We start from the raw sequence: 24,089 nt of genomic DNA, 5'->3' as shown, positions 1-24,089 counted from the left end.
GAGCTTTGTTGTAACCTTTATAAGCAAAAAGGTTACAAATTCAAAACATTTGTTCCAAGTATTTTAACCTGATAATATATAGTTTTTTATAATTGTGTCACTCAGTGACACCGTTTTACTTTGCAAATTGGCTTTCGTAAAGTTTCTTATAGAAACCGCCCTTTGCAAGCAATTCTTCGTGAGTGCCCTGCTCAATGATATTACCGTCACGCATAACAAGAATAACATCGCTTTCCTTAATCGTAGAAAGTCTGTGTGCAACAACAAAGCTTGTTCTGCCCTGCATAATCTTTGCAAAGGCTTTTTGAACACGAATTTCCGTAAGTGTATCAATAGACGAAGTAGCCTCGTCGAGAATAAGCATTGTCGGATTGGAAAGCATTGCTCTTGCTATACAGAGCAGCTGCTTTTGTCCCTGCGAAAGGTTACCGCCGCCCTCTGAAATCATAGTGTCATAACCATCAGGCATTCTTCTTATAAAGCTGTGCGCATATGCCGCCTTTGCAGCCTCAATAACTTCTTCGTCTGTAGCGTTCGGATTGCCGTACTTAAGATTTTCCATAATAGTGCCGCAGAACAACCAGCTGTCCTGCAAAACCATTCCGTACAGCTTTCTTAGCTCGTCACGCTCCATATCTTTTATATCTACACCGTCAACCGATATTTTACCGCTGTCGGTATCGTAGAATCTCATAAGAAGATTTATAAATGTTGTTTTGCCGCAGCCTGTAGGTCCTACAATTGCAATGTGACTTCCGCTCTTTACATCAAGAGAAAAGTTTGTAATAAGAGGCTTGTCTTTTACATAAGAGAAGTTGACATTCTCAATTTTAACATTACCTTTGCAATTTTCAACTTTAATTGAATCAGGCTTATCTTTCGGTTCGTCTTCGGCGTCAAGCACATCAAATACTCTTCCCGCCGCCGCAATAGCTGTCTGCAACTGCGTAAGCACGCCCGTTACTTCGTTGAACGGCTTTGTATATTGGTTTGCATAGGTTAAAAAACACGAAAGCTGTCCGACCGAAAGTGTGCCTGCAATTGCTGTAATTGCACCGAATATACCGACAGCCGCATACACCGTTGCATTTACAAATCGTGTGCTCGGGTTAGCAAGAGCACCTGCAAACTGTGCTTTAAAGCCTACCGTGTAAAGTTCTTGGTTGTATTTTTCAAAATTTTCAAAAGCTCTGTCTTCATATGAAAAAGCCTTTACAATTCGCTGATTGCCCACATATTCCTCAACATATGAGGAAATATCGCCCTGCAACTGCTGTTGTCTTGCAAAACGGTTATGTGTCATTTTACCTATAAAAGCAGCCACAAATAACGAAAGCGGAGTAAGGATAATTACCGCAAGAGCAATTCTCCAGTCAATTATAAACATAAATACCATTGTTCCGAGAATTGTAACAATACCCGAGAACAACTGCAAAAACATCTGTGAAAGGCCGTCGCCTACGGCATCAACATCATTGATTACTCGGCTGATAAGGTCACCGTGCGAGTGTGTGTCAATGTACGATAGCGGCACATCGTTAAATTTACAGAAAACATCTCTTCTTAAATCTCTTACTGTTTTGTATGAAATTACATTTGTAAAATAAGTCATAGTCCACTGAAAAATCGCAACACCGGCAACACCGACGGCTATATAAATAATTATTTGAAGTACATTTTCAAAATTAACATTGCCTTTATCTATAATATTATCAATGGCATTACCTGTAAGTACAGGAATATAAAGAGTAAGCGAAACGCTTATAATCGCACTTAAAATAGCAAGTGCAAGCAATCCTTTGTATGGTTTTATATATTTTAAAACTCTTCTTACTACTGATTTTTTCAAACTTCCACCTCCGATTTGCTAAGCTGTGAAAGGCAGATTTCCTTGTAGGTTTCGCAGTTTTTAAGCAATTCTTTGTGAGTGCCCTTACCTACGAGCATACCGTCATCAAGCACAAGTATCAAATCAGAATTCATAATTGTTGAACAACGCTGTGTTACAATTATAACCGTCATCTCATGAGTGTACTGACTAAGCGCTTTTCTGAGTGCCGCATCTGTTGCAAAGTCAAGTGCAGAAAAGCTGTCATCAAGAATAAGTACCTTTGGCTGTGCCGCAATTGCTCTTGCAATGCAGAGTCGCTGTCTTTGACCGCCGCTGAAGTTTTTACCGCCCTGCTCAACATGGCTGTCAAGTCCCATAGGCAGCTTTGAAACAAACTCATAAGCCTGTGCGTTTTTAAGCGCAGTAATAATATTTTCATCCGAAAGGTCAGGATTTTCCCATTTCATATTGTCACGGATAGTTCCTTTAAAAAGTATTGACTGCTGCGGAACTATGCCAATCTGTTTTCTTAACTGTTTGAAAGAATAATCTTTAACATTTCTGCCGTCAACCTCCACGCTTCCCTGTGTTACATCATAAAAACGAGGAATAAGGTTGATAAGCGTACTCTTACCCGAGCCTGTACCGCCGATTATACCTACAGTTGAGCCACGCTTGATTTCAAAGCTGATTTTACTAAGCTCATCATCACCGCCGCCATAACTGAAAGAAACATTGTCAAAAGCAATCTTCGGTGTGTTTTCGTCTGTATTTACAGAAATAATCTCTTTTGTGGTTTCTTTTACGCTTGGCTCCGTTTCAAGGACTTCGTTGATTCTTGCTGCCGACGCACTGCCCTTTGTCATTAAAAGCACAAGGTTTGCAACAACTATCATTGCAAGCAAAATCTGCGTCATATAGCTTACAAGCGCAATAATATCACCCGTCTGCATATTACCGGCATCTACATTAATACCGCCGAACCAGATAATTGCAATAATCGCTACATCCGTTACAACATAAGTTGCGGGATTAAGCAGAGCGGAAAGTCTGCTAATACGAATTGAAGTAGCTGCAAGATCCTCCGTAGAATTATCAATTCTCTCTTTTTCGCTTTTCTGCTTTGAAAAAGCTCTGATAACACGGTTACCTGAAAGGTTTTCTCTTGAAACAAGTCCGATTTTATCAAGTTTTTTCTGCATAAGGCTGAAAACCGGAATACTCTTTGTCATTACAAAATAAAGTATAAGACCGATAATAATGGCGGCAATTATAAAAATAATTGACATTCTCACGCTGATTGTCATTGCCATAATAATTGAGCCGATAACAATAAACGGTGCTCTTGTGAGCAATCGTATCGTCATTGCAACCATCTGTTGTGACTGGTTTACATCATTTGTAATTCTTGTAATGAGTGATGGTGTACCGAGTTTGTCAAGTTCTGCGTGAGAAAGTGAGTTGATGTGAGAAAACAACGCTCTTCTCACCTTTGTACCAAAACCTTGTGAGGCTTTTGAAGCAAAATACTGACACACAAGCGCACTAAGCAATCCCGTTGCCGCAAGCGCAACCATTACAAGACCCATACGCAGTACATAGCCTTTGTCGCCGTTGGTGACACCGTTGTCAATTATATCCGCCATTACAAGCGGAACAATAAGCTCAAGTATTGCCTCAAAAAGCTTACATAAAGGGCCGATAATACATTCTTTTTTGTAGTCCTTCAAAAATCTTCTGAGTTTAATCATATTTTCCTCTCAATTTGCCTTTCTTAAATTTAACCTTTTAACAGTATAACATTATTATTTTACATCAAAAAAATTCATATATCAATATCCGCAATTGAAAATATCACTTTTCAAAAATTCATCAATACATTGTGCATCACTTTATTGAGTTTATCGGGTATTTATGTGATAATATTGTAAAAAATAATTATGTTTTCAACAAAGGAGGTACTTACAACGGAAATGTTATTTAAAAACGGTAAAATGAAAAATATAAGCAAATCACAGGTGCTTACATTAAAAGACGAAGTTGCTTATCAGGACGGAATGGTAGTGAGCAAAACCCTTGTACAAAACGATGCAGTAAGCGTAACTCTTTTTTCTTTTGATAAAGGCGAGGAAATCAGCACTCACGAATCGGGTGGCGACGCATTTGTAACCTGCCTTGACGGTGTCGGTAAAATTACTGTTGACGACATTGAGTATATATTAAAAGAAGGCGAATCAATCGTTATGCCTGCAAAACACCCTCACGCAGTTTTCGGTGAAGAACGCTTTAAAATGCTCCTTGTGGTTGTTTTTTGATTTTAGGTTTTTGGATAAAATTATGTTTAGCAGAAAGCGATGGTTAATTTTACAATTGTAATTGACCGGCAAAGTATTCTGTAAACCACTAAATTTATCAGGCTTCAGCAATTCTTTTCAACAAAATATTTAAAGCAAAAAAACAGCAGTTGTACCGACAAAATTCGATACAACTGCTATTTGCTTTTTAAAATGGATTTTTTTATTTCAGTTTTAAGACGCTCAAGCGGAGTGTCTTTTTTATCTATAATCTCTTGTGCTGAAAGAACCTTTGGAGCAAGGTTTGATGCGCCGGGTTGTGAATGCATTTGCATAGTTATATTCTCATGCTGGATAAGCGCAAAAAGCTGACTTAACGACACACAGTCATCAATGGCTTTGATAAGCTCTTTTTTAGGCTTTTTGGCATAACCTGTAACCTTTGCAGCATTCATAATCCCTACTCCTTTCTTTAATGTGAGCCATATTGTTGCATTATACTGTTCTATTATACTTAATTTTCACAATATTTTCAATATAAATTTTGACTTATTTTATTTACAGAAATTTATTTTTGTGTTATCCTGTCATTAATAAATACAAAATAGGAGTTAATATGATGAAAAAAATTAAATACATACTTATTTCGGCACTCCTCGTAAGCACAGTTGCACTGTCAGGCTGCGGCGGCAAGAGCGAAAGCACTGCCGAACAAAGTTCCTACACCCCCACTCCTACAGATACAACAGTAAAAACCACAGGAGAAAAAATTTTAATAAACGATTCCACTCTCGGAGAAATCTGGATAACAGAACTTGCCAATGTTCCCAAAAATACCCTCGATAAAAATAATTTTTCTGCCGACGCTAACTTTAAGTATTACAATGTAAACGGTAAAGCGGCATCAACAGAGGGTGTTGATGTTTCCGATTACAACGGAACTATCGACTGGAAAAAAGTTAAGAATTCGGGCATTGACTTTGCTATGATAAGAATCGGCGGCAGAGGCTACGGCACAGAGGGAACTCTGTATCAAGACGAAAATGCAATAAAAAATATTACAGAGGCAAAAGACAACGGCATCAAAGTCGGTGTTTACTTCTTCTCCCAAGCAATTAATACCGATGAGGCTATTGAGGAGGCAAACTATGTAAAAGACATTCTCGGCGACATCAAACTTGATTATCCCGTTGCTTATGACTGGGAAATTGTAAAAGATGATGATGCAAGAACCGATAATGTTTCTGCTTACGAAGCAACTGAATGTGCAAGAGCATTCTGCCAGACCGTAGAATCAAACGGCTATACCGCATCTATTTACTCTCCGAGCCGTGAACTTTATTTTAAATATGACCTTTCAAGATTAAAGGACTATGACATTTGGTACTGCGAATACAGCGACACGCCTGAATTTTACTATCAATTTTCGATGTGGCAATATACAACCGCAGGTAAGGTTGACGGTATTGACGGCGAAGTTGACCTTAACATTTGCTTTACCGGTATTGCAGACTACGCTTAAAACTATTAAATAAGAAAGAGGTTTTTTATAATGGAAAGAATTGCAAGCTTTCAGGTAAATCACGATACACTTGAACCGGGTGTTTATGTATCGAGAATTGACGGTGACATTACAACATACGATATGAGATTTATTAGGCCGAATACTCCGCCGTTTCTGCCTAACCCTGTTATGCACACTATTGAACATCTTTTTGCAACATATTCACGCAACAGCAAATATGCGGATAAGGTAATTTATTTTGGCCCTATGGGCTGCAGAACGGGATTTTATTTTCTTGTAAGAGATATGTCGCAGGAAGATGCCCTTGAGCTTATTAAAGACACTGTTTTTAAATGTAAGAATCACACAGGCGAAATTCCGGGAAATACTGCCGCGGAGTGCGGAAATTACAAGGAACACGACTTTAACGGTGCTATTGAGGCATTAAATAAATATTACAATAAGTTAAAGAATTTAACAGTCGATAACTTAAAGTATAATTGATTTTGAGAATTATTGTATCTCTTGCATAATATACGCTGTTAGATTTGTGCTAATTACTGGATAAGATTACGGTTTTTAATTCTTCTATTGCAATTTTGTTACTATTTGTTATAATAATAGTGTTAAGTTTGTTACAAGAATGTAACAGTTAATGAGATAGGAGAAATTATTTTGAGTACAAAGTTCATTGGCAAGGACGGCTACCAAGAAATCGAGAGTCTTCCTTTTACAAGGCGCAAACCTCAAGAGCTTAATACCGCTCAGAAAACTGTTCGCTTTATAAAGAGAGCAGCTGCGCTTGCAGCAAAAAAGTTTAAAATAAAATCAACAAGAAAAGTAACCGTAAAAAGAAATGTTACAAAACCTGTTACAAAAAGGCAAAACAAACCTGCCATACAGCAAAAGCCTGTTATGCAGACAAGCTCCAAACGAGCTGAAATCTGTTATTTTGACAGACGATACAGCGCTGCAAGACAGGGTATAAACTTTAATAATACAGATAATCCAACATTAAAGCTTGTTACTGCAACACGCTATAAAAATGACAGAAAATACGCTCACGCCGCACCTGTTTCAAAAGCAAGTGTGCATAAGGCAATCAAGAAGAAAGCTATGCTTGCATCTGTTGCCTGCCTTACTGCCGCTATGATAGGTTTTGCATCGGGCGCAAGTGCACTTTCCGTACCGCCGACAGAAAAGAAAGCGACTGTACAAAGTGCCAGGTCTTCGGGATACTCTTATGTTGACTATACTTCAAATGAATTTTCAAGCATAGCTACAGCAGATGAGGCAACCGATACTGCGGAAAAAGCTGTTACAAATGCAGTTTTGAGCAACAATATCGGCGCTCAACTTTCTGCACTTTATATTAACGGCAAAAAAATCGGCGTTACAGGAGAAACATCTGCCCTCGGCAATGCGTTAAATAAAATTTTATCTGACGCTAAAGAGGGTTATGACGAAAATACTACCGCTGATTTTGCAAATACAGTAAAAATTATCAACGGTAAATTCCCGAATGAAACCGTACTTACGGCAGATGAAGTTCTTGAGCTTGCTAAAGATTACCTTTATGTGGCTGTTACTACTGATGTTACCGATACAATCAGCCTTAATTACGATACTCAATACGATTATGACGATTCAAAGAGCAACACCTACAGCGAAACCAAGCAAGAAGGTGAAAACGGCGAGGCTGAAGTAACCTACAAGGTAACATATATAAACGGAGAACAGACAAATTCTGTTGAAACAGCAAGAAATGTTACAAAAGAGCCTAAGAACGAGATAATTGTTCAGGGCACAAGCGAAGCTCCGTCATACGAGGCAACAGGTTCGTTTATGTGGCCTGTTCCCTACACCCACAACATTGTAAGCTACTACGGCTATCGTTGGGGCAGACTTCATTCAGGCATAGATATTTCAGATGACGGAATCGGCGGTCAGGACATTGTAGCGGCTGACGGCGGCACAGTAACATGGGCAGGATATGATGATTCAGGCTATGGCAACTATGTTATAATCGACCACGGAAACGGATATTATTCATTGTACGGTCACTGCAGTTCACTTGCAGTGAGTCAGGGTGACAAGGTATATAAGGGACAGACTGTAGCCTATGTAGGCTCTACAGGCGACTCCACCGGCGAACATTTACACTTTGAAATCAGAAGAAGTGAAACAAACCGCCTTGACCCTATGGAATTTCTTTAAAAATTGAGGCAATATCACATTAATTGTGGTATTGCCTTTTTAGTTAATTTTTTATTAAAACAGTTCTTTCAAAAGTCGGGGTAAATTATGTTTTAGCGGAGTATCGGTCGGGCATTAAAATTCAGCTAACACTAAATTATCCTCCAAAAAGCAAAAAAAGTTTACTCAATTTTTCAAAAATTGCGGGTTTGGGCAGCGCCCATAAAAATCTTCCGATATAACAATTTATCAGGCGCAAACAGCGTGGCAGTTTGCGTGCTTGCACCGAGTTTGAAAAAACAGGCGACAGCCTTTTATAAAAGAAATCATTAACTTTTCATTATATATCGAATGGCTTTCTTGTTGCTATCGCATTTAATGGCATTCGCCGTTGTGTTCAAGCCGCCAAACAGCGAGCTGTTTGGCTATCGTTAGATTGCATAAACGGAAAGTATTTGTGGGCTTTGCCCACACCCACGACCTTTGAAAAGATCGACCAAACTTTTATAATTGCTTGATAAAGCAATCAGCTAAAACCTAATTCACCTCAAAATTTAATAAAACTCTCTAAGCAAAAGCCTGTTCAGTGAAAACCGAACAGGCTTAATTTACATCTATTAAATATTAATAATCAGCAAGAAGTTCCTTAAATGCTTCCTTAACAATGTTAAGTCCCTTTAAGAGAAGTTCGTCCTCAATTACAAGAGCAGGCATAATTTTCAATACGCTGCCATTTCTGCCGGCTACCTCGCAAATAAGATTCTTTGTAAAGCAAAGGTCAGAAAGTTTAGATGCAAGAGCAGAATCAATCTTTGAGCAGTCAATACCCCACATAAGTCCGATACCTCTAAGCTCAAGTTTATCGTTAAGCGGAAGAATTTCCTTTTCAACAAAGTTCTTTACAATATCACCCTTACGCTTTGTTTCAGCCTCTACATTGTTTTCGAGAAGATACTCAATAGCAGCCTTACCTGCAACAAATGAAAGCTGATTGCCTCTGAATGTGCCGTTATGCTCTCCCGGCTTCCATACATCAATTTCAGGCTTATGAAGTACAATTGACATTGGCATACCGATACCGCCGATTGATTTTGACATTACAACAATGTCAGGCTGAATACCTGCACGCTCAAACGAGAAGAATGAGCCGCTGCGGCAGCAACCGATCTGAATATCATCAACAATCATAAGAATATCGTTCTTTGTGCAGAACTCCCTTACAGCCTTTAAGAACTCAACATCAAATACTCTGATGCCACCCTCTGCCTGTACGGTTTCCATAATAACAGCCGCAGGCTTATCTGTTGCAGAATGGTCGTCATCAATGAGCATCTGCATATACTTAACTACATCAAGACCCTCTACCATATAAGGAGCAGGAATGTGTGTACAATCTGTAAGAGATGCAATAGCGCCGTTTCTCGCAAACATTTCTGATGTTGCGGAAAGTGCACCGAGTGTCATACCGTGGAAACAACCCATAAATGCAAAGATGTTTCTTCTGCCTGTATACTTTCTTGCAAGCTTTAATGCAGCCTCAACAGCGTTTGTACCTGTCGGGCCCGGGAACTGAATTCTGTAGTCAAATCCTCTCGGCTCAAGAATCTTTGTTTCAAGTGTTTCAATAAATTCACGCTTTGGAACTGTGTACATATCAAGTGCGTGAATAATTCCGTCTGTTGAAAAATACTCAAGAGTCTTTGCTTTGATGTATTCATTGTTATGACCGTAGTTTACCGCACCTGCACCGCAGAAAAAGTCTATATATTCGTTGCCCTCTTCATCTTTGATGATTGAACCCTTTGCAGTTGTAAAAACTGTCGGGAAGTGTCGGCAGTAAGAGCGTACTGATGACTCGTATTTTTCAAATGCTTCTGTTTTCATAAAATGCTGTTCCTTTCCTCTTTGCTGCATTTAAGCAATCAATTTGTTTTCCCTATACCTTTTTAGAAATCCTCTTAAAGCGCCGTTCATTATGTTTTCTATCTGCTGCGGATCATCGGGCAAAAGAATTATTGCCTGCGAATCCGATGCAAATACATAACCGTCACTGCCGGAGGAATTTTTTAACCTTTTCATTTCCAACGGCGGATTATCCGCAAAAGCCCTTGCAAAAACACTTGGGCTGTCGCTTTCTCCGCCTATATCTAAGCCACCCGTAACAAAAACTATGTCGTTTGTTTTGAGGGAACTTACAACGAGCTCTCCGAGAGTTTTGCAGTTTGCAGCAAATTTTGCCTCATCTGCAATTAAATCAAGCTCCGAAAAGCTCTTTCTTAACGACCTTTCGCAAAGTGATGTTTTGCGAGCGGCGTAAAAAATCAGTTCACCTGTCATTCTGCCGCTACCTCCTCTGCAGGAGCATCGGTAGCCTGCTGTTTTAATACAGGCTCAAAGTTAGGTGCGATTGTCATATCACTGTAAACCTTGCTGAAATCAAGCTGCCAGCCTTTAAATACATAGTCGTAATAATCATCACTCGGCTTTACGGGATCAGCCGGTGCTTTTGCCGACTTTCCTACTTCAACTTTCTGTTCGCTGATTTGTGTTCCGTCATAGTTAATAAACTTGACTGTTACATAAACCTTAGCCTTCGTTGTAGGTTGAGCGGTTGTTGGCTGTTGTGTCGGTTTTACTGTATTGCCTTGTGCATCTGTTGTAGCAGGTGCGGTAGTTGCCTCAACCACTTTCTGATCCTTAAAGTCATAATCGCCGCTGTACCAGTCAATCTGACCTGCTTCATATGCAGTACAGAAATCTGTTACCTTTGGACGTGTACCGCCGTTTCTGTCATAGTAAACCTGCGGCCATACTGCATTATTATTTGCAGATGCCTGTGAAACATCAACCTTTGCCGATTCGCCGTTCCTTACCTTTCTTGCAACAATTACTGTTCTGAAATCCGTATATTCATACGAACAGGTTGAAAGTGTGATAAGGCTGTCGTCTTCGTTTACATCAACAGGGCAATTCACCATTGAACGAACTCTGACATTATAAACATAGTTCATAAAATCCTTATCATTTTGGAATGAACCTATCATATAGTTAAAGAATTCGCCGTGACTTGACAATGTGTTTGTCTTGAACACGGAAATTATCTTGTATGTCGCATTTTCTTCGGGAGTGTTAAATGTAATTGTCGGAGCTTTTTTGTAGAAATCCATATCTATGGAGTATCTGCCGTATTTGAGCATACCCGCAAACATTGTACCGTCATTCATATGATGACCGTGCATAATAACATTTTTGCTCTTTGTGCTCTCGGTACTTCGATAGTCTATGAACACACTGCCCCAATCATCAGGATTGCCTCTGTAATCTCGGTAAAGATAATACTGAGAAGAACGGCTGTCACCCTCGTGATACAGCACAGGATAGTCGATTCCGGTATCGTTAATCTGTATCCAACCGACAATTTCCTTATTAATATCTTTGAGTTTTGCCCAATCCACTTTTTCTTCTTCTGACGGTTTTTTATCTCCGCCCTGCGAAGTATTATCATCAGTTGTATTATGGTAAATCATCTGAATATCATTCATTTTTTCTTTATTCTGATAACTCAGGTAAACCATATTGTAAAACAGCATTGAAAGAGCGCCGACAAACACAACAAGTGAAACAATTGCAACGGATTTTCTCGCAATTTCCTTACCGCTGTCGCCACGCATCGGAATAAATCGGTATTTCAGTCCTTTTTTGGGAGGAACATACTCAACCTTACTGAATCCGCCGGGATACTCCGCCTCGTTATTTTCAAACACTTCAACAGTTTTTTGAGCCGCCGCCAAAATCATATCGTCGATATTGTTCAGCGAATATTTTTTCTGTGGCAATGCTGTGACTTTCATACCCTTGTACATAAAGCAAAAGCCTTTGCAGCCGTTTCCTAAATCGCCGAGATTAAATATCTTGGATTTCTTTCTGTACAGCTTAAAACTGTCTTTTATCTCCTGCACTCTTTCGTCTGATAATTTCAATTTTTCAGCATTTTTCAGCGCTTTTGTGCGCTTTTTCCAATAGTCTTTCGGAGCTTTGGGTTTTTCGGCTTTTTCCGCCTGTGCAACTACCTCTGAAAAATGTTTTTTAAAGCTGTCCGCACCTTTATCCGAAAGTGCGTTTGCCAAAATTACAACAGAAGGCTTTTCATTATTATCCGCACATTTGTCAAGAGCGGAAATAATTTTTTTACTTTTAAAGTCGACAGGTGTTATATAGGTAAGCGTAAAACCGTTTTCGGCAAGTTTGTCCGAAAGTTCGCCGCTGTCTAATGCAGGGGTATCGTTTTGGTTTACCAATAAAATTTCAATATCCACGCAGGTCCATCCTTTCGTGTCACAGTAATTTTTGTTTTGGTATATATGTTATTCGTCTTTTGCTGAAATCTCTGTTACCTTGAGATTTGCAAGAGCCTCTTCAATCATCGGTTCAAAATTTGCTTTTTCCTGTGCCTCTTTTACATACTTCAAAACAGGTCTTGTTCTCGGGTGCTTTGGAGTAAATACCGTACAGCAATCCTCGTAAGGCTCGATTGAAATATCATAAGTGTCGATTTTATATGAAATATCAATAATCTCCTGCTTATCCATACCGATAAGAGGTCTGAACACAAGCAAGTCTGCCGCATCATCTGTACAGCTTAAAGCACCTATAGTCTGACTTGCAACCTGACCCAAGCTCTCGCCTGTAATAAGCGCCGTGCAATCGTTATCCGCTGCAATTCTTGAAGAAATCTGCATCATAAGTCTGCGCATAATGATTGTAAACAATTCTTCCGGACATTCATTTTTTATAGTTTTCTGAATCTTTGTAAAAGGAACTGTGTACATTGTCATTTTGCCTGCATAACGGCTTACTCGTCTTAAAAGTCTTACTACCTTATCTTCTGCTCTTTTGCTTGTGTAAGGCGGACTTGCAAAGTGAACGGCTGTAAGTTTCAAACCTCTTTTTGCCATCATATATGCGGCAACAGGAGAATCAATACCGCCGCTTATAAGAATAGCAGCATTGCCGCTTGTACCTACAGGAATACCGCCCGCACCTTTATGCGCCGCACCGTGAACATAAGCGCCAAAATCACGAACCTCTACATTTACGATAAGATCCGGATTATGAACATCAACGCTAAGATGCGGGAATTTATCAAGAATAACTCCGCCGAGTTCTGCGCATATTTCGGGCGACTTATAAGGAAAGCGTTTGTCACTTCTTCTTGCCTCAACCTTAAAGGTTTTCACAGCCTTTAACTCTTTTTCAAGATAAACAGGTGCGGTAGCAATAATTGATTCAAGTGTTTTTTCTTCGCAGATTGCCGCTCTCGAATATGACACAATGCCGAATACTCTTGAAATTTTCAGACAAGCCTCGTCAAGGTCAATATCGTCCGAAAGCGGTTTTACATATATAATTGATTGAGCGGATTTTATTTCAAAACTGCCCAAATGTGAAATTGCGTGTCTGATATTCTTTTTGAGAACATCCTCAAATGTACGACGGTTAAGACCCTTAAGTACAATTTCGCCGTCTTTTAAAAGTATGATTTCTTTCATTAATTCTTTACCTTTCAGTTTATCTGTGAACAAGAACTTTTAATCCCTGCGCAAGCGTTGTGCACAGTGCGTCAACATCTTCTTTTGTATTCAGCTTTGAAAAGCTTACACGCAATGCGCTGTCTGCTCTGTAACTTCCGTATCCCATTGAGCTTAACACATAACTCGGTGCGCCCTTTGCACAAGCACTGCCCGAGGAAACATAAATTTCGTATTCCTCAAGGAAATGGAGCATAGTTTCACTTCTAACCTTGCCCGCCGAAAAATTCAGAACATACGGCAAAGCGTTCTGCGGTGAATTTATAACCACTCCGTCTATTTTTGTAAGCTGATTTTTTGCGTATTCGCAAAGTTCGGCAACTTTTTCGTAATTCTTTTCTATTGCAAATTCATTACAGGCAACTCCGAATGCCGCAATCAACGGCAACGGTTCTGTACCCGGGCGGATTTTCTTTTCCTGTTCGCCGCCGTAAGTTCTCGGTACAAGTCGCACACCTTTTTTTATATATATTGCGCCGCATCCCTTTGGAGAATGTACTTTGTGAGCCGACACGCTTACAAGGTCTGCACCGAGTTTTTTAGGATTAACGGCTATTTTGCCGAAAGCCTGAACTGCGTCTGTATGGCAGATAATATCCGATTTTTTTCCTTTTACCGCATCAAAAATCTCTGCAACAGGCATAATAGCACCCGTTTCGTTATTTACATACATAACAGAAACAAGAACTGTATTGTCGTTTACTTCCGCAAGAATATCCTCGGTATGCACAACTCCGTCTTGTCTTGGGCTTACATATGCAATCTCAAAGCCCTCTTGCTCAAGTCTTTTGCAAGACTCCATAATACTGCTGTGCTCAACGGAAGTCGTAACAATCTTAGTACCTCTGCGTTTTTTTGCATATGCAGTGCCGAAAAGAGCAAGGTTATTAGCCTCCGTACCGCCGCTTGTAAAGATGATTTCATCGGTTTGGGCAAAAAGCTGCTTAGCAACCGCCTTTCTCGCCTTTTCAAGCTCCTGTTCCGCAAGCATTCCTCTGTAATGAAGTGAAGATGGGTTTGCGTAATTTTCCGTCATCATCTCAAACGCTTTTTTAGCCGCCGCAAGCGATGCAACGGTTGTAGCGCTGTTATCAAGATAATGCTCCACGATACTCCACCTCACAATACATAAATATACATTTAACATTATACATCATATTTCATCAAAAATAAACTGTTATTTTACATAAACTAATCTTACATAAGAACAAATTTTTAACACATAATATTAGTACATTTAATTAGCAAGTTATAAACGAAACGGAGTTAATGTATATATGATTTCACCAAAAGAATACAATAAAATTGTGACGAAAAATTCACCGAAAAGTAAACTTTTTGTGAACTGCATAAAAGCCTTTTTAATAGGCGGAGCAATATGCACAATCGGGCAGGGATTTACGGATTTATACGCAATGCTCGGTGCGGCAGAAAAAGACAGTAAAACATTGTGTTCCGTAACGCTGATATTCATAGGCATTTTACTGACGGCAATTGGTGTGTATGACAAAATAGCAAAACACGGAGGTGCAGGAACTCTTGTACCGATAACAGGTTTTGCCAATGCAGTATCTTCACCTGCAATTGAATTTAAGTCAGAGGGATATATAGCGGGACTCGGTGCTAAATTATTTATAATTGCAGGTCCGGTAATAGTATACGGAGTTTCTGCATCAATAATTTACGGATTTGTTCTCTGGATTTTGAGTTTGTTCGGAGTACGGCTGTTTTAACAAAAATTATGGTTTAGCAAATTGATTTGCCAATTAATTATAAAAGTTTGGTCGACCTTTTCAAAGGTCGTGGGTGTGGGCAAAGCCCACAAATACTTTCCATTTATGCAATCTAACGATAGCCAAACAGCTCGCTGTTTTGCGGCTTGAACACAACGGCAAAAGCCCTTAAATGCGATAGCAACAAGAAAGCCATTCGATATATAATGAAAAGTTAATCATTTCTTTTATAAAAGGCTGTCGCCTGTTTTTCAAACTATGTGCAAGCACGCAGACAGCGTGGCTGTTTGCGCCTGATAAATTGTTATATCGGAAGATTTTTATGGGCGCTGCCCAAACCCGCAATTTTTGAAAAAATTGAGTAAGCTTTTTGTTTTTTGGAGGATAATTTAGCGTTAGCTAAATTTCAATCCCCCGACCGACACTCCGCTAAACCATAATTTGCCAACATTTTAACAAAAATCGTTTTTAAAGCAAAAGACAAAAAAGCACCGACTTTTCAAATCGGTGCTTAAATTATTACTTATGAAGATTTAATTTTTCCATAATTTTATCGACGGTTTCTTCAAGATTTGACGCATTTTCAAAATTAACGGTTACATCTGCATATTTTTCATAAAGAGGTGTTCTCTCTTTAAAAACATCGTTAAGAGTTTCGCCGTCTTTAAAAGCAATTCCCCTTGTCGCTACATTTGTAACTCTGCGTATAATTTCATCAATCGGCACATTAATATACACAACCGTACCGATTCTCTTCAAATGTTCCATACCTTCTGCGCTAAGTACCATTGAGCCGCCTGTTGCCACAACTGTTTTCTCGCAGTCAAGCTCTTTGCCTACTTGATTTTCAATTTTCAAGAAAGCATCATAGCCGTCCTGATCAAGTATCTTTTGCAGTTTTTTGCCTGTTTTCTTAGTAATAATCAAGTCTAAATCTACAAAAGAATATCCGCTGTATTTTGCAAGCAGAACACCAAGTGTACTCTTACCCGAACCAGGCATTCCTATAAGTATAATGTTATTGTTATTCATATTATAAAATCCTTACATTGAGAGAGTCTGTGCTTGAAGTAGGTGCAGTTCTGTTTGAAGAAATTACAACTACAATATCGCCCTTTTTAAAGTAGCCCGTGCTTAAAGCCTTTTCCATTGCCTGCTTTGTAATGGCATCGGAAGTTTTCTTTTCTTCACCGATAAGTGCTGTAATACCCCAATTAAGGCAAAGTTTTTTACAAACAAGCGAAGAGGTAACAACTGCAATTATCGGAACATTCGGGCGGAAATGTACCATTGCTCTTGCAACTTTACCTGTAGCACTCTCAACAATAATAGCTCTTGCGCCAACCTGATGAGCAATATCTCTTGCCGCACGGCAAATACTGCCTCTGATTGGGTTGCTGTCCTGAATACTGTGATGTTCGATATAGTCTTTAAGAGCTGTAAACTCACCGTTCTGCTCTGCCTCAAAGCATATAGCGTCAAGAGCCTTAACACTTTCAACAGGGTACTTACCTGCGGCAGACTCACCCGAAAGCATAACTGCGCTTGTACCGTCATATACAGCATTGGCAACATCGCTGATTTCAGCTCTTGTAGGACGAGGTGAAGAAGTCATACTCTCAAGCATTTGAGTTGCTGTAATTACATATTTACCTCTTGCAACGCACTTTCTGATAAGTGTTTTCTGAATTTCAGGAAGTTTAATAAACGGAATTTCAACGCCCATATCACCTCTGGCAACCATAATGCCGTCGGCGCAGTCAATAATAGCGTCCATATCGTCAACACCGCTCTGATTTTCAATCTTTGCGATGATTTCAACATATTCAAATCCAAGGCTGTCGATAAAATCTCTTAATGTTTTAACATCTTCGTGTGTACGCACAAACGATGCGGCAACTACATTAGCGCCGTGAGAAAGACCAAATTCAATATCTTTTCTGTCCTGTGCACTGACATAAGGCATATTTATATGATAACCGGGAATATTAATACTCTTTCTGTTCTTAAGTGTACCGCCCTTAACTACTTTGCAAATGATTTCGTTAGGAGTCATACTGTCAACAACTATTGAGATAAGACCGTCATCTAATAATAATTCTCTGCCTATTGCCGCTTTGCCGTCGGCATTGAACAAATCAATAAGCTTAGGGAAAGAAATTGCCACGCCTGTTTCGTCACCGACTTCTTTATTCTTGCAAAGGCTGAAAAGCTGACCTTCAATAAGTTCTATACTGCCGTTTTCAAATGTGCATACTCTTACTTCCGGACCTTTTGTATCTAGAAGAATTGACACAATTTTTCCGCTTTCGGCAATAGCTTCTTTGAGAACATTAAAAGTGTTTTCCAAATCGTCATATGCTCCGTGTGACATATTAATGCGAGCAACATTCATACCTGCGTTGATCATCTCAAGCAAGGTTTCTTTATTGTTGCAGGCAGGACCAATGGTGCAGACAATTTTAGTCTTTCTCATAATAACCTCCATAATTAAATCAAATACTATCCTTAATAATACCCAAAATTTTCACAAATACATTATATACCATTACCGTAAGTTTTTCAATAAATTTTGTGTAAATTTATAATTAAATAATAGAAATATGACTTTTAAAAATCAAAATACCGCTTGAAATCTTCCGAAATCAAGCGGTATAAAAATTTAAATTTTATTGTGCAATTATCTGCTGTAAAGCTGTGACATCTCTCACATCAATAATTCCGTCTTTGTTTATATCAGCCATTTTTACACCTTCAATGTCAAGTGTTGCACTTTCTGCAATGTAAAGCTGAAGAGCCGTTGCATCACGAACATCTAAAATTCCGTCATTGTTAAGGTCATTTTCAATTCTTGGATTTGACGGTTCGTAGTCAGCATACATTTCGTTGCTAAGCCAAGCCGCACGGCTTGTAAGCCAATCGGCACAATAATTGTACTTTCCGTCAAAATTGTTGCTGTACTTTGTAGCAATATTGCTTACTGTATATTTGCCTGTGGAATAGTCAAAGGTAGCTACATTGAGTTTGCTGTGGTCTGCAATCCAGCTGCCTGTATTGAGCAACCAACCGCTCTTGTAGTTCATCTCTGCACTGCCCTTTAGGTAGTTATAATAAACATCAGATGAATAAATTTCTCCCTCACTTACTCCGCTTGACATAAATGTTTTGAGAGCCGGAACAAAGTCCTCAAACCAAACCTGCGGTGCAGCCTTAATAACATTTTTATTTCTCGAAATCAGATTCATAACATTGTTTGTGCTGTTGCTGTTTTTACCTTTATCTTTGTATTTGCACCACCAACCGCTGTACTGTTCATAGTCATTTACTCCTATATTTCCGAGATCCCATTCAACGCCCTTTGCGTTACCGAGCGAGTTATCGTAATCCCATACAGGAGAACCAAAGAATTTCCAATTGCCGTTTTCGTCCTGCTTATATGTAAAGTAAAGACTTGATACGCCCGAATCCCAGTTTTTGCCGAGTTCGTTTATAAGATAAATCTTTGTTACAGAATCAACATCGGCATAATCGGCAAGATTTTCAGTTGAATTTTTAATTGCATTGTAAAAAGAATCAAATTTGTTTTTTACATAATTTTTAACTTCGTTGTAGCCTTTGTCCCCCGGTGCAAGCTCGGGAGTTTTTAATGTAATCTTATTACCGCTTGATGAAGTGAAGTGATAATCATCATCAGTAGCACTTGCGTCAACCTCGCATACAAATTGGAAGTTTTCGTTGATTGAGCCGTCCTTGTTGAGGTAGCCTTTATCGTCAATATCGCTTAAAAGGTTAGTTTTACCTGTGTCAATCTTTTGGCACATCTGGTAAGAACCCCAATAATAGCCGTCTGAATAAAAATCAACATAACGGGAATCTGAGGCATACGGCATATCTACCGCATCAGAAAGGTCATATAAAAATCTGTTTCTTGAAAGAGAATCGTCCTGATAATTTGCAAGCATTGAAAATTTCTTACACTTGTCCATTGAACCGATTGTTACATTATCTTTAAAAGTAACATTGTACGGTTTTTTAGCCTTGCCCCAGGTTGAGTTTCCTCTTCCCTTTATTTTCTTAACATCGGCTGTTTCAATTGTACCGTCTGCATCGATAATTGCGGCTGTTGCGCTTGCGGAATTACTCTTATCACGATTAAGGTATGTAATAAGCTCCGTACCGTTACCGTCGGCATTGTCATTATTGATATATACGGCGGACTCTGCGGTTGATTTCATAAAAATCAAAGTAAAGTTTTTGCCGCCCGCATTTACCTTATACTCAACATTTGTATTGTACGGTACCGAACCCGATTTATGTGAGTCAACAGTAACACCGTTTATTGTAATCGGTGATGAATAAGCGTTGTAAATATCAACTTTTTCTCCGTTTGCCGAAGAAGGCAGGAAGAAATACTTTTTATTACTGTCTATTTCGTTAAAGTTCTCATCGTGCACACTTTGCCATCTCAGCCAAGCCTGTGTATCTTCAGAGTTTAAAACAGCGTGAGCATATAATGCATCATATGTCTTAAATCCCGGTGTAGAAACGGTGGAATCGGTTGTCTGTGCCGCAAGAGCAGATACAGAAAAGCCTGTAGTAAGCATTACAGCAGAAAGTCCTACTGCAATAATTTTTGCTAATTTCATTTCAAACACTCCTAAAAATTCATTCAGTTTTCACATATCTATTATATCATAGAAAAAATTAAATTACAATGTAAAATTTTGCAAATTATTATTTAAATAATTACGCTTTATTTTTATAATATATTTTGCTATAATAGGAACAATAACATTAGATAAGGAATGATTTTATGAATAATTCAAAGCATAAAGCAAAGAGGCTTTCTGTTGCACTTTTGATTGCCGTACTGGCCGTTTCAACATCATTTGCAAGTGTAATGACAGGCTGCGGTAATAAAGATGAGAGTTCATCAACCGCTGCGACCGTAACAAGCACTGCTTCTGCCGCTGAAAACACAACTGTTGCAAACGACAAATCAGAAAGCGAATTAAATACAGAAAGCAGCACTCAAAGCTCAAATTCAAATTCAACTTCAACTGCTAACTCTTCACAAACCTCCGAAAAATCCGAATCGAATGGTTCTTCCGATTCTTCAAAAACCGAATCAAAGTTAGAAAGTTCCAAAAACGATGCATCAAGCAAAAATGACACAAGCAAGAATGACTCGGGCAATAAATCTTCCGATACACTTTCTGTTGACGGTCACGATTACAAAAAAGGCGATACCGTAACAGTTACCTATACAGTTAAAAGCACAAAGGTACTCGCAAACTTCCAGGGTACTATAACTTACGATTCTTCAAAACTTAAAGTTAAAAAAGCCGAGCTCCAAAGTCCTGTTAAATCAAACAGCATTGTTAATGCCAAAAATGCCGGTGTAATTAAATTTAACGGTTCAGACATTACAAGCGGATACGATTTCACAAATGGCGGCGACCTTATTGTAGTAACTTACGAAGTAACGGGTACAGGTTCTGCAAAGACAAGCTATTTATGGGAATCTGCAAGCACTATTGAAAATAATAAGATTATAACCCATATTGATGCCAACGGAAAATCAGACGGTACAGTTTCACTTTCAACATCTTATAAATAAAATGTTAAAAACTCTCGCTTGGGCGGGAGTTTTTTATGTTGGGGCAATATTAATAAATTATGATTTAGCGGAATAAATTGGAAAAGCAACTATAGAAGTTTGGTCGACCTTTTCAAAGGTCGTGGGTGTTGGCAAAGCCCACAAATACTTTCCGTTTATGCAATCTAACGATAGTCGAACGGCTTGCTGTTTGGCGGCTTGAACGCAACGGCGAATACCCTTAAATGCGATAGCAACAAGAAAGCCATTCAATAAACAATAAATAAGCAATTTTTTCCAAAAGACTACCGCCTGTTTTTTCAAACTCGGTGCAAGTATGCAAACAGCGTAGCTGTTTGCGCCTGATAAATTGTTATATCGGAAGATTTTTATGTGTGCTGCCCAAACCCGCAATTTTTGAAAAATTGAGTAAACTTTTTTTGTTTTGGGGAGGATAATTTAGCGTTAACTAAATTTCAATGCCCGACCGACACTCCGCCAAACCATAACTTTTACGAAAAAGGCTCTATAATAAATGTTGGGGTAACAAATAGATCCTACAAAAATAATTTTAAAAAAGTAGAGCATATTTGTCTAAAATCCGTTAAAATGGAATTGACTAGAAACCAGAAACGGAGGAACAAATATGCTCTACAAATATTTTACCGAAAAACTCTTAGGATTGCAAGATGTTGATATAGAAAAAATTGAAGAAATTGATAATTCAATCTATATTAACTGCCGGTTAAAACGAAAACCTCACAAATGTCCTTGCTGTGGCAATTTAACTGATAAGGTTCACGATTATCGTGAACAGCCTATAAAGGATATTCCTGCCTTTGGCAAGCACATCTTTATTCATCTTTATAAGCGTCGATATCGTTGCTCCTGTGGCAAGCGTTTCCCTGAAAATGTCGATTTCCTCCCTCGTTATCATCGTATGACTAACAGATTGTCTTTGTATATCATTGACAAATTGAGAAATGAAGTTTCTTTTTCAAGCGTTGCAAGAGAGGTTAACCTCTCTGTAAGCTCCGTAATCAGGGTTTTTGATTTAGTTTCCTACGCTCCTAAAAAGCTCCCATCTGCTATTTCTATTGATGAATTTAAAGGCAATACGAACAGTGAAAAGTATCAATGTATTCTCACCGATCCTGTCAACAAGGTCGTTTTGGACATTCTTCCAAAAAGATATGCGCATTTCCTAACTGAGTATTTTAACCATTTTGATAAGTCACAGCGTGACAAGGTTCAGTTTTTTGTCAGTGATATGTGGAAACCCTACTCTAATATTTCTTCTGTGTGGTTTAAAAATGCCTCACAGATTGTTGATAAATACCATTGGATACGGCAAGTTATCTGGGCTTTTGAGGCTGTTCGCAAACAAGAACAAAAGAAATTCAGCAAATCTCATCGCAGATACTTCAAGCAATCAAGACAGCTTTTACTAAAAAGATTTGACCTCCTTTCTGACGAACAAAAACAACAGGTAAATGTTATGCTTTTTACTTCTCCAACTCTTTCTACTGCTCATTTTTACAAAGAGGATTTCCTTAAAATCCTTGATTGCAAAGACCGACAGTCTGCAAAAACAGCTTTTTCTAATTGGATAAATTCTGCTTTAGACTGTGGTATTCCTCAATTTAAAAAATGTGCTAATACTATGATTAATTGGCTTCCGGGTATTCTGAATTCTTTTTCTTCCACTATCACCAACGGCTTTACCGAAGGCTGCAACAACAAGATTAAGGTACTTAAGCGTAATGCTTATGGTTACAGAAATTTTAAGCGTTTCCGTAACCGTATTTTACATATGTTTTCTCACCAAATGCAAAAACAAGCGATAGCTTGATTTACTATCGCTTGTTCATTTCAATTCTTCTTTTTTGGGTTTACCCCAACTATTGACATAGAACCCGAAAAAATAGGCGGGTACTCTTTGCAAGTATCCGCCTTAATTTTTAATATTATCTTTTATCAAGTGGAGTATAATTCTTTGTTGTAGAAATACTCATATAAGCAGGACGGATAATCTTACCGCCATTTACGATTTCCTCAAGTCTATGTGCGCTCCAACCTGCAATTCTGGCTGTAGCGAACATCGGTGTATAAAGCTCACAAGGAATGTCAAGCATACTGTAAAGCAAACCGCTGTAAAAATCGACATTGGACGCAACGCCTTTATAAATCTTACGCTTTTTGCCGATAACCTGCGGAGCAAGTCTTTCTACTCTCTCATAAAGTTCAAAGTCCTCATCATAGCCTTCTGCTTTTGCAAGTTTTTGAACTGCGCCCTTAAGAATAATCTGACGAGGGTCAGAAATTGTATAAACAGCGTGACCCATACCATAGATAAGACCCATTCTGTCGAATGTCTGCTTTTCGAGTATTTTTTCAAGGTAATCTGCAATTTCTTCGTCATCTTTCCAGTCTTTTATGTGCTTTTTAATATCCTCAAACATATAGAATACTTTAACATTTGCACCGCCGTGCTTAGGGCCTTTAAGAGATGCCAAAGCCGCTGCAATTGCCGAATAAGTATCTGTACCGGAAGAAGTTACAACATGAGTTGTAAATGTAGAGTTGTTACCGCCGCCGTGCTCCATATGAAGAATAAGCGCCATATCAAGAACTTTTGCCTCAAGCGGTGTGTATTTTCTGTCAGGACGAAGTAATGACAAAATAACCTCCGCTGTGGACATAGTAGGCTCTGCACGGTGAATATAAAGGCTTTTGTCACGGAGATAGTGGTTATATGCATGATAACCGTAAACCGAAAGCATCGGAAATACTGAAATAAGCTGAATACACTGACGAAGAACATTATCTACCGATGTATCATTAGGGTTATCATCGTAACAGAACAAAGTAAGTACGCTTCGAGCAATCGAGTTCATCATATCTTCACTCGGTGCTTTAAGAATAACATCACGAACAAAGTTCTGCGGTAAAGTTCTGTATTTTACAAGCAATTCCTTAAAATCCTTAAGCTGTGCGACATTTGGCATTTCGCCAAAAAGAAGAAGGTAAACAACTTCTTCAAAACCAAAACGATCATCCTCAAGAATACCACCGACAATATCGTTTACATTATATCCACGATAATACAACTCACCGTCGCAAGGAACAAGCTTACCGTCAACTTCTTTATTCTGGATAATTGTGGAAATATCTGTAAGGCCTGTTAATACACCCTTACCGTCAAGGTCACGAAGTCCTCTCTTAACATTATACTTTGAATAAAGACTTGTATCGATCATCGAATTTGAGATCATTTTTTGTGCCAAGTCATGGATAGCCGGTGTGTTATCTGAATAACTGCCCATCAAAATCACTTCCTACAA

General features: G+C 38.8%; 20 protein-coding genes. 7 read left to right on the top strand and 13 right to left on the bottom strand.

Features of this window, described 5'->3' with window-relative positions; all coding sequences use genetic code 11:
• Positions 1 to 115 precede the first annotated feature (115 nt).
• Together KGF34_RS11075 and KGF34_RS11070 are read right to left on the bottom strand one after the other, a co-directional pair.
• Positions 116 to 1,849 carry an ABC transporter ATP-binding protein gene (locus KGF34_RS11075; protein WP_195411148.1) on the bottom strand — a complete coding sequence of 578 codons (1,734 nt, stop codon included), beginning with the start codon at positions 1,847 to 1,849 and terminating at the stop codon, positions 116 to 118.
• Positions 1,846 to 3,582, bottom strand: a complete 1,737-nt coding sequence (locus KGF34_RS11070; protein WP_252559068.1) for an ABC transporter ATP-binding protein — start codon at positions 3,580 to 3,582, stop codon at positions 1,846 to 1,848. Before KGF34_RS11070 ends, KGF34_RS11075 begins: the two co-directional genes overlap by 4 nt.
• 189 nt (positions 3,583 to 3,771) lie before the next feature.
• On the opposite strand from KGF34_RS11070, the gene KGF34_RS11065 reads away from it, so the two are divergent.
• Positions 3,772 to 4,146 carry a cupin domain-containing protein gene (locus tag KGF34_RS11065; protein ID WP_252559065.1) on the top strand — a complete coding sequence of 125 codons (375 nt, stop codon included), beginning with the start codon at positions 3,772 to 3,774 and terminating at the stop codon, positions 4,144 to 4,146.
• 176 nt (positions 4,147 to 4,322) lie between these two features.
• On the opposite strand, the gene KGF34_RS11060 is transcribed toward KGF34_RS11065, so the two are convergent.
• Positions 4,323 to 4,580 carry a hypothetical protein gene (locus KGF34_RS11060; RefSeq protein ID WP_252559062.1) on the bottom strand — a complete coding sequence of 86 codons (258 nt, stop codon included), beginning with the start codon at positions 4,578 to 4,580 and terminating at the stop codon, positions 4,323 to 4,325.
• 164 nt (positions 4,581 to 4,744) lie between these two features.
• Here KGF34_RS11060 and KGF34_RS11055 point away from each other — a divergent pair, with 164 nt between their 5' ends.
• The 3 genes from KGF34_RS11055 to KGF34_RS11045 all read left to right on the top strand — a co-directional run bounded on the left by KGF34_RS11055 (position 4,745) and on the right by KGF34_RS11045 (position 7,846).
• Positions 4,745 to 5,647, top strand: a complete 903-nt coding sequence (locus tag KGF34_RS11055) for a glycoside hydrolase family 25 protein (RefSeq protein WP_252559060.1) — start codon at positions 4,745 to 4,747, stop codon at positions 5,645 to 5,647.
• 30 nt (positions 5,648 to 5,677) lie between these two features.
• Complete coding sequence (locus KGF34_RS11050; protein WP_252559058.1) at positions 5,678 to 6,133, top strand: S-ribosylhomocysteine lyase; 456 nt, start codon at positions 5,678 to 5,680, stop codon at positions 6,131 to 6,133.
• A gap of 171 nt (positions 6,134 to 6,304) precedes the next feature.
• Positions 6,305 to 7,846: a M23 family metallopeptidase gene (locus KGF34_RS11045; protein WP_252559057.1), complete on the top strand. Its 1,542-nt coding sequence runs from the start codon at positions 6,305 to 6,307 to the stop codon at positions 7,844 to 7,846.
• A 603-nt stretch (positions 7,847 to 8,449) separates the two neighbouring features.
• Here the strand turns inward: KGF34_RS11045 and KGF34_RS11040 are convergent.
• The 5 genes from KGF34_RS11040 to KGF34_RS11020 are packed head-to-tail and all read right to left on the bottom strand — an operon-like array spanning position 8,450 to position 14,521.
• Complete coding sequence (locus tag KGF34_RS11040; protein ID WP_022234013.1) at positions 8,450 to 9,709, bottom strand: aspartate aminotransferase family protein; 1,260 nt, start codon at positions 9,707 to 9,709, stop codon at positions 8,450 to 8,452.
• Between the two features lie 30 nt (positions 9,710 to 9,739).
• A complete protein-coding gene (locus KGF34_RS11035; RefSeq protein ID WP_022234012.1) occupies positions 9,740 to 10,162 on the bottom strand; it encodes a hypothetical protein in 423 nt (140 codons plus the stop codon).
• Entirely contained in the window at positions 10,159 to 12,141 is a 1,983-nt protein-coding gene (gene srtB / locus KGF34_RS11030) for a class B sortase (protein WP_195410892.1), read from the bottom strand. Before srtB ends, KGF34_RS11035 begins: the two co-directional genes overlap by 4 nt.
• Before the next feature lie 48 nt (positions 12,142 to 12,189).
• Positions 12,190 to 13,374: a tRNA uracil 4-sulfurtransferase ThiI gene (gene thiI / locus KGF34_RS11025; protein WP_022234010.1), complete on the bottom strand. Its 1,185-nt coding sequence runs from the start codon at positions 13,372 to 13,374 to the stop codon at positions 12,190 to 12,192.
• 19 nt (positions 13,375 to 13,393) lie between these two features.
• Positions 13,394 to 14,521 carry a cysteine desulfurase family protein gene (locus tag KGF34_RS11020; RefSeq protein ID WP_022234009.1) on the bottom strand — a complete coding sequence of 376 codons (1,128 nt, stop codon included), beginning with the start codon at positions 14,519 to 14,521 and terminating at the stop codon, positions 13,394 to 13,396.
• A gap of 169 nt (positions 14,522 to 14,690) precedes the next feature.
• On the opposite strand from KGF34_RS11020, the gene spoVAC reads away from it, so the two are divergent.
• Complete coding sequence (gene spoVAC, locus KGF34_RS11015) at positions 14,691 to 15,146, top strand: stage V sporulation protein AC (protein ID WP_022234008.1); 456 nt, start codon at positions 14,691 to 14,693, stop codon at positions 15,144 to 15,146.
• 519 nt (positions 15,147 to 15,665) lie between these two features.
• Here the strand turns inward: spoVAC and KGF34_RS11010 are convergent.
• The 3 genes from KGF34_RS11010 to KGF34_RS11000 all read right to left on the bottom strand — a co-directional run bounded on the left by KGF34_RS11010 (position 15,666) and on the right by KGF34_RS11000 (position 19,792).
• Complete coding sequence (locus KGF34_RS11010; RefSeq protein WP_252559055.1) at positions 15,666 to 16,178, bottom strand: shikimate kinase; 513 nt, start codon at positions 16,176 to 16,178, stop codon at positions 15,666 to 15,668.
• A gap of 1 nt (position 16,179) precedes the next feature.
• Entirely contained in the window at positions 16,180 to 17,622 is a 1,443-nt protein-coding gene (pyk, locus tag KGF34_RS11005; RefSeq protein WP_252559053.1) for a pyruvate kinase, read from the bottom strand.
• A gap of 193 nt (positions 17,623 to 17,815) precedes the next feature.
• Positions 17,816 to 19,792, bottom strand: coding sequence for a CotH kinase family protein (locus KGF34_RS11000; RefSeq protein ID WP_252559051.1), 1,977 nt, complete (start codon positions 19,790 to 19,792; stop codon positions 17,816 to 17,818).
• A 167-nt stretch (positions 19,793 to 19,959) separates the two neighbouring features.
• Here KGF34_RS11000 and KGF34_RS10995 point away from each other — a divergent pair, with 167 nt between their 5' ends.
• Entirely contained in the window at positions 19,960 to 20,766 is an 807-nt protein-coding gene (locus KGF34_RS10995) for a cohesin domain-containing protein (protein ID WP_252559048.1), read from the top strand.
• A 57-nt stretch (positions 20,767 to 20,823) separates the two neighbouring features.
• Here KGF34_RS10995 and KGF34_RS10990 read toward each other — a convergent pair whose 3' ends face one another.
• Positions 20,824 to 21,069: a hypothetical protein gene (locus KGF34_RS10990; protein WP_252559046.1), complete on the bottom strand. Its 246-nt coding sequence runs from the start codon at positions 21,067 to 21,069 to the stop codon at positions 20,824 to 20,826.
• 322 nt (positions 21,070 to 21,391) lie between these two features.
• Here KGF34_RS10990 and KGF34_RS10985 point away from each other — a divergent pair, with 322 nt between their 5' ends.
• Entirely contained in the window at positions 21,392 to 22,597 is a 1,206-nt protein-coding gene (locus KGF34_RS10985; protein WP_252558632.1) for an ISL3 family transposase, read from the top strand.
• A gap of 115 nt (positions 22,598 to 22,712) precedes the next feature.
• Here KGF34_RS10985 and KGF34_RS10980 read toward each other — a convergent pair whose 3' ends face one another.
• Positions 22,713 to 24,071, bottom strand: a complete 1,359-nt coding sequence (locus tag KGF34_RS10980; protein ID WP_252559044.1) for a citrate/2-methylcitrate synthase — start codon at positions 24,069 to 24,071, stop codon at positions 22,713 to 22,715.
• Positions 24,072 to 24,089 lie beyond the last annotated feature (18 nt).

The organism is Ruminococcus sp. FMBCY1 (assembly GCF_023921805.1).
GTDB classification, from domain to species: Bacteria; Bacillota; Clostridia; order Oscillospirales; family Acutalibacteraceae; genus Ruminococcoides; species Ruminococcoides intestinale_A.
The sequence above is the reverse complement of the archived record's forward strand: the minus strand, read 5'-3'. Positions and strand labels throughout refer to the sequence as shown.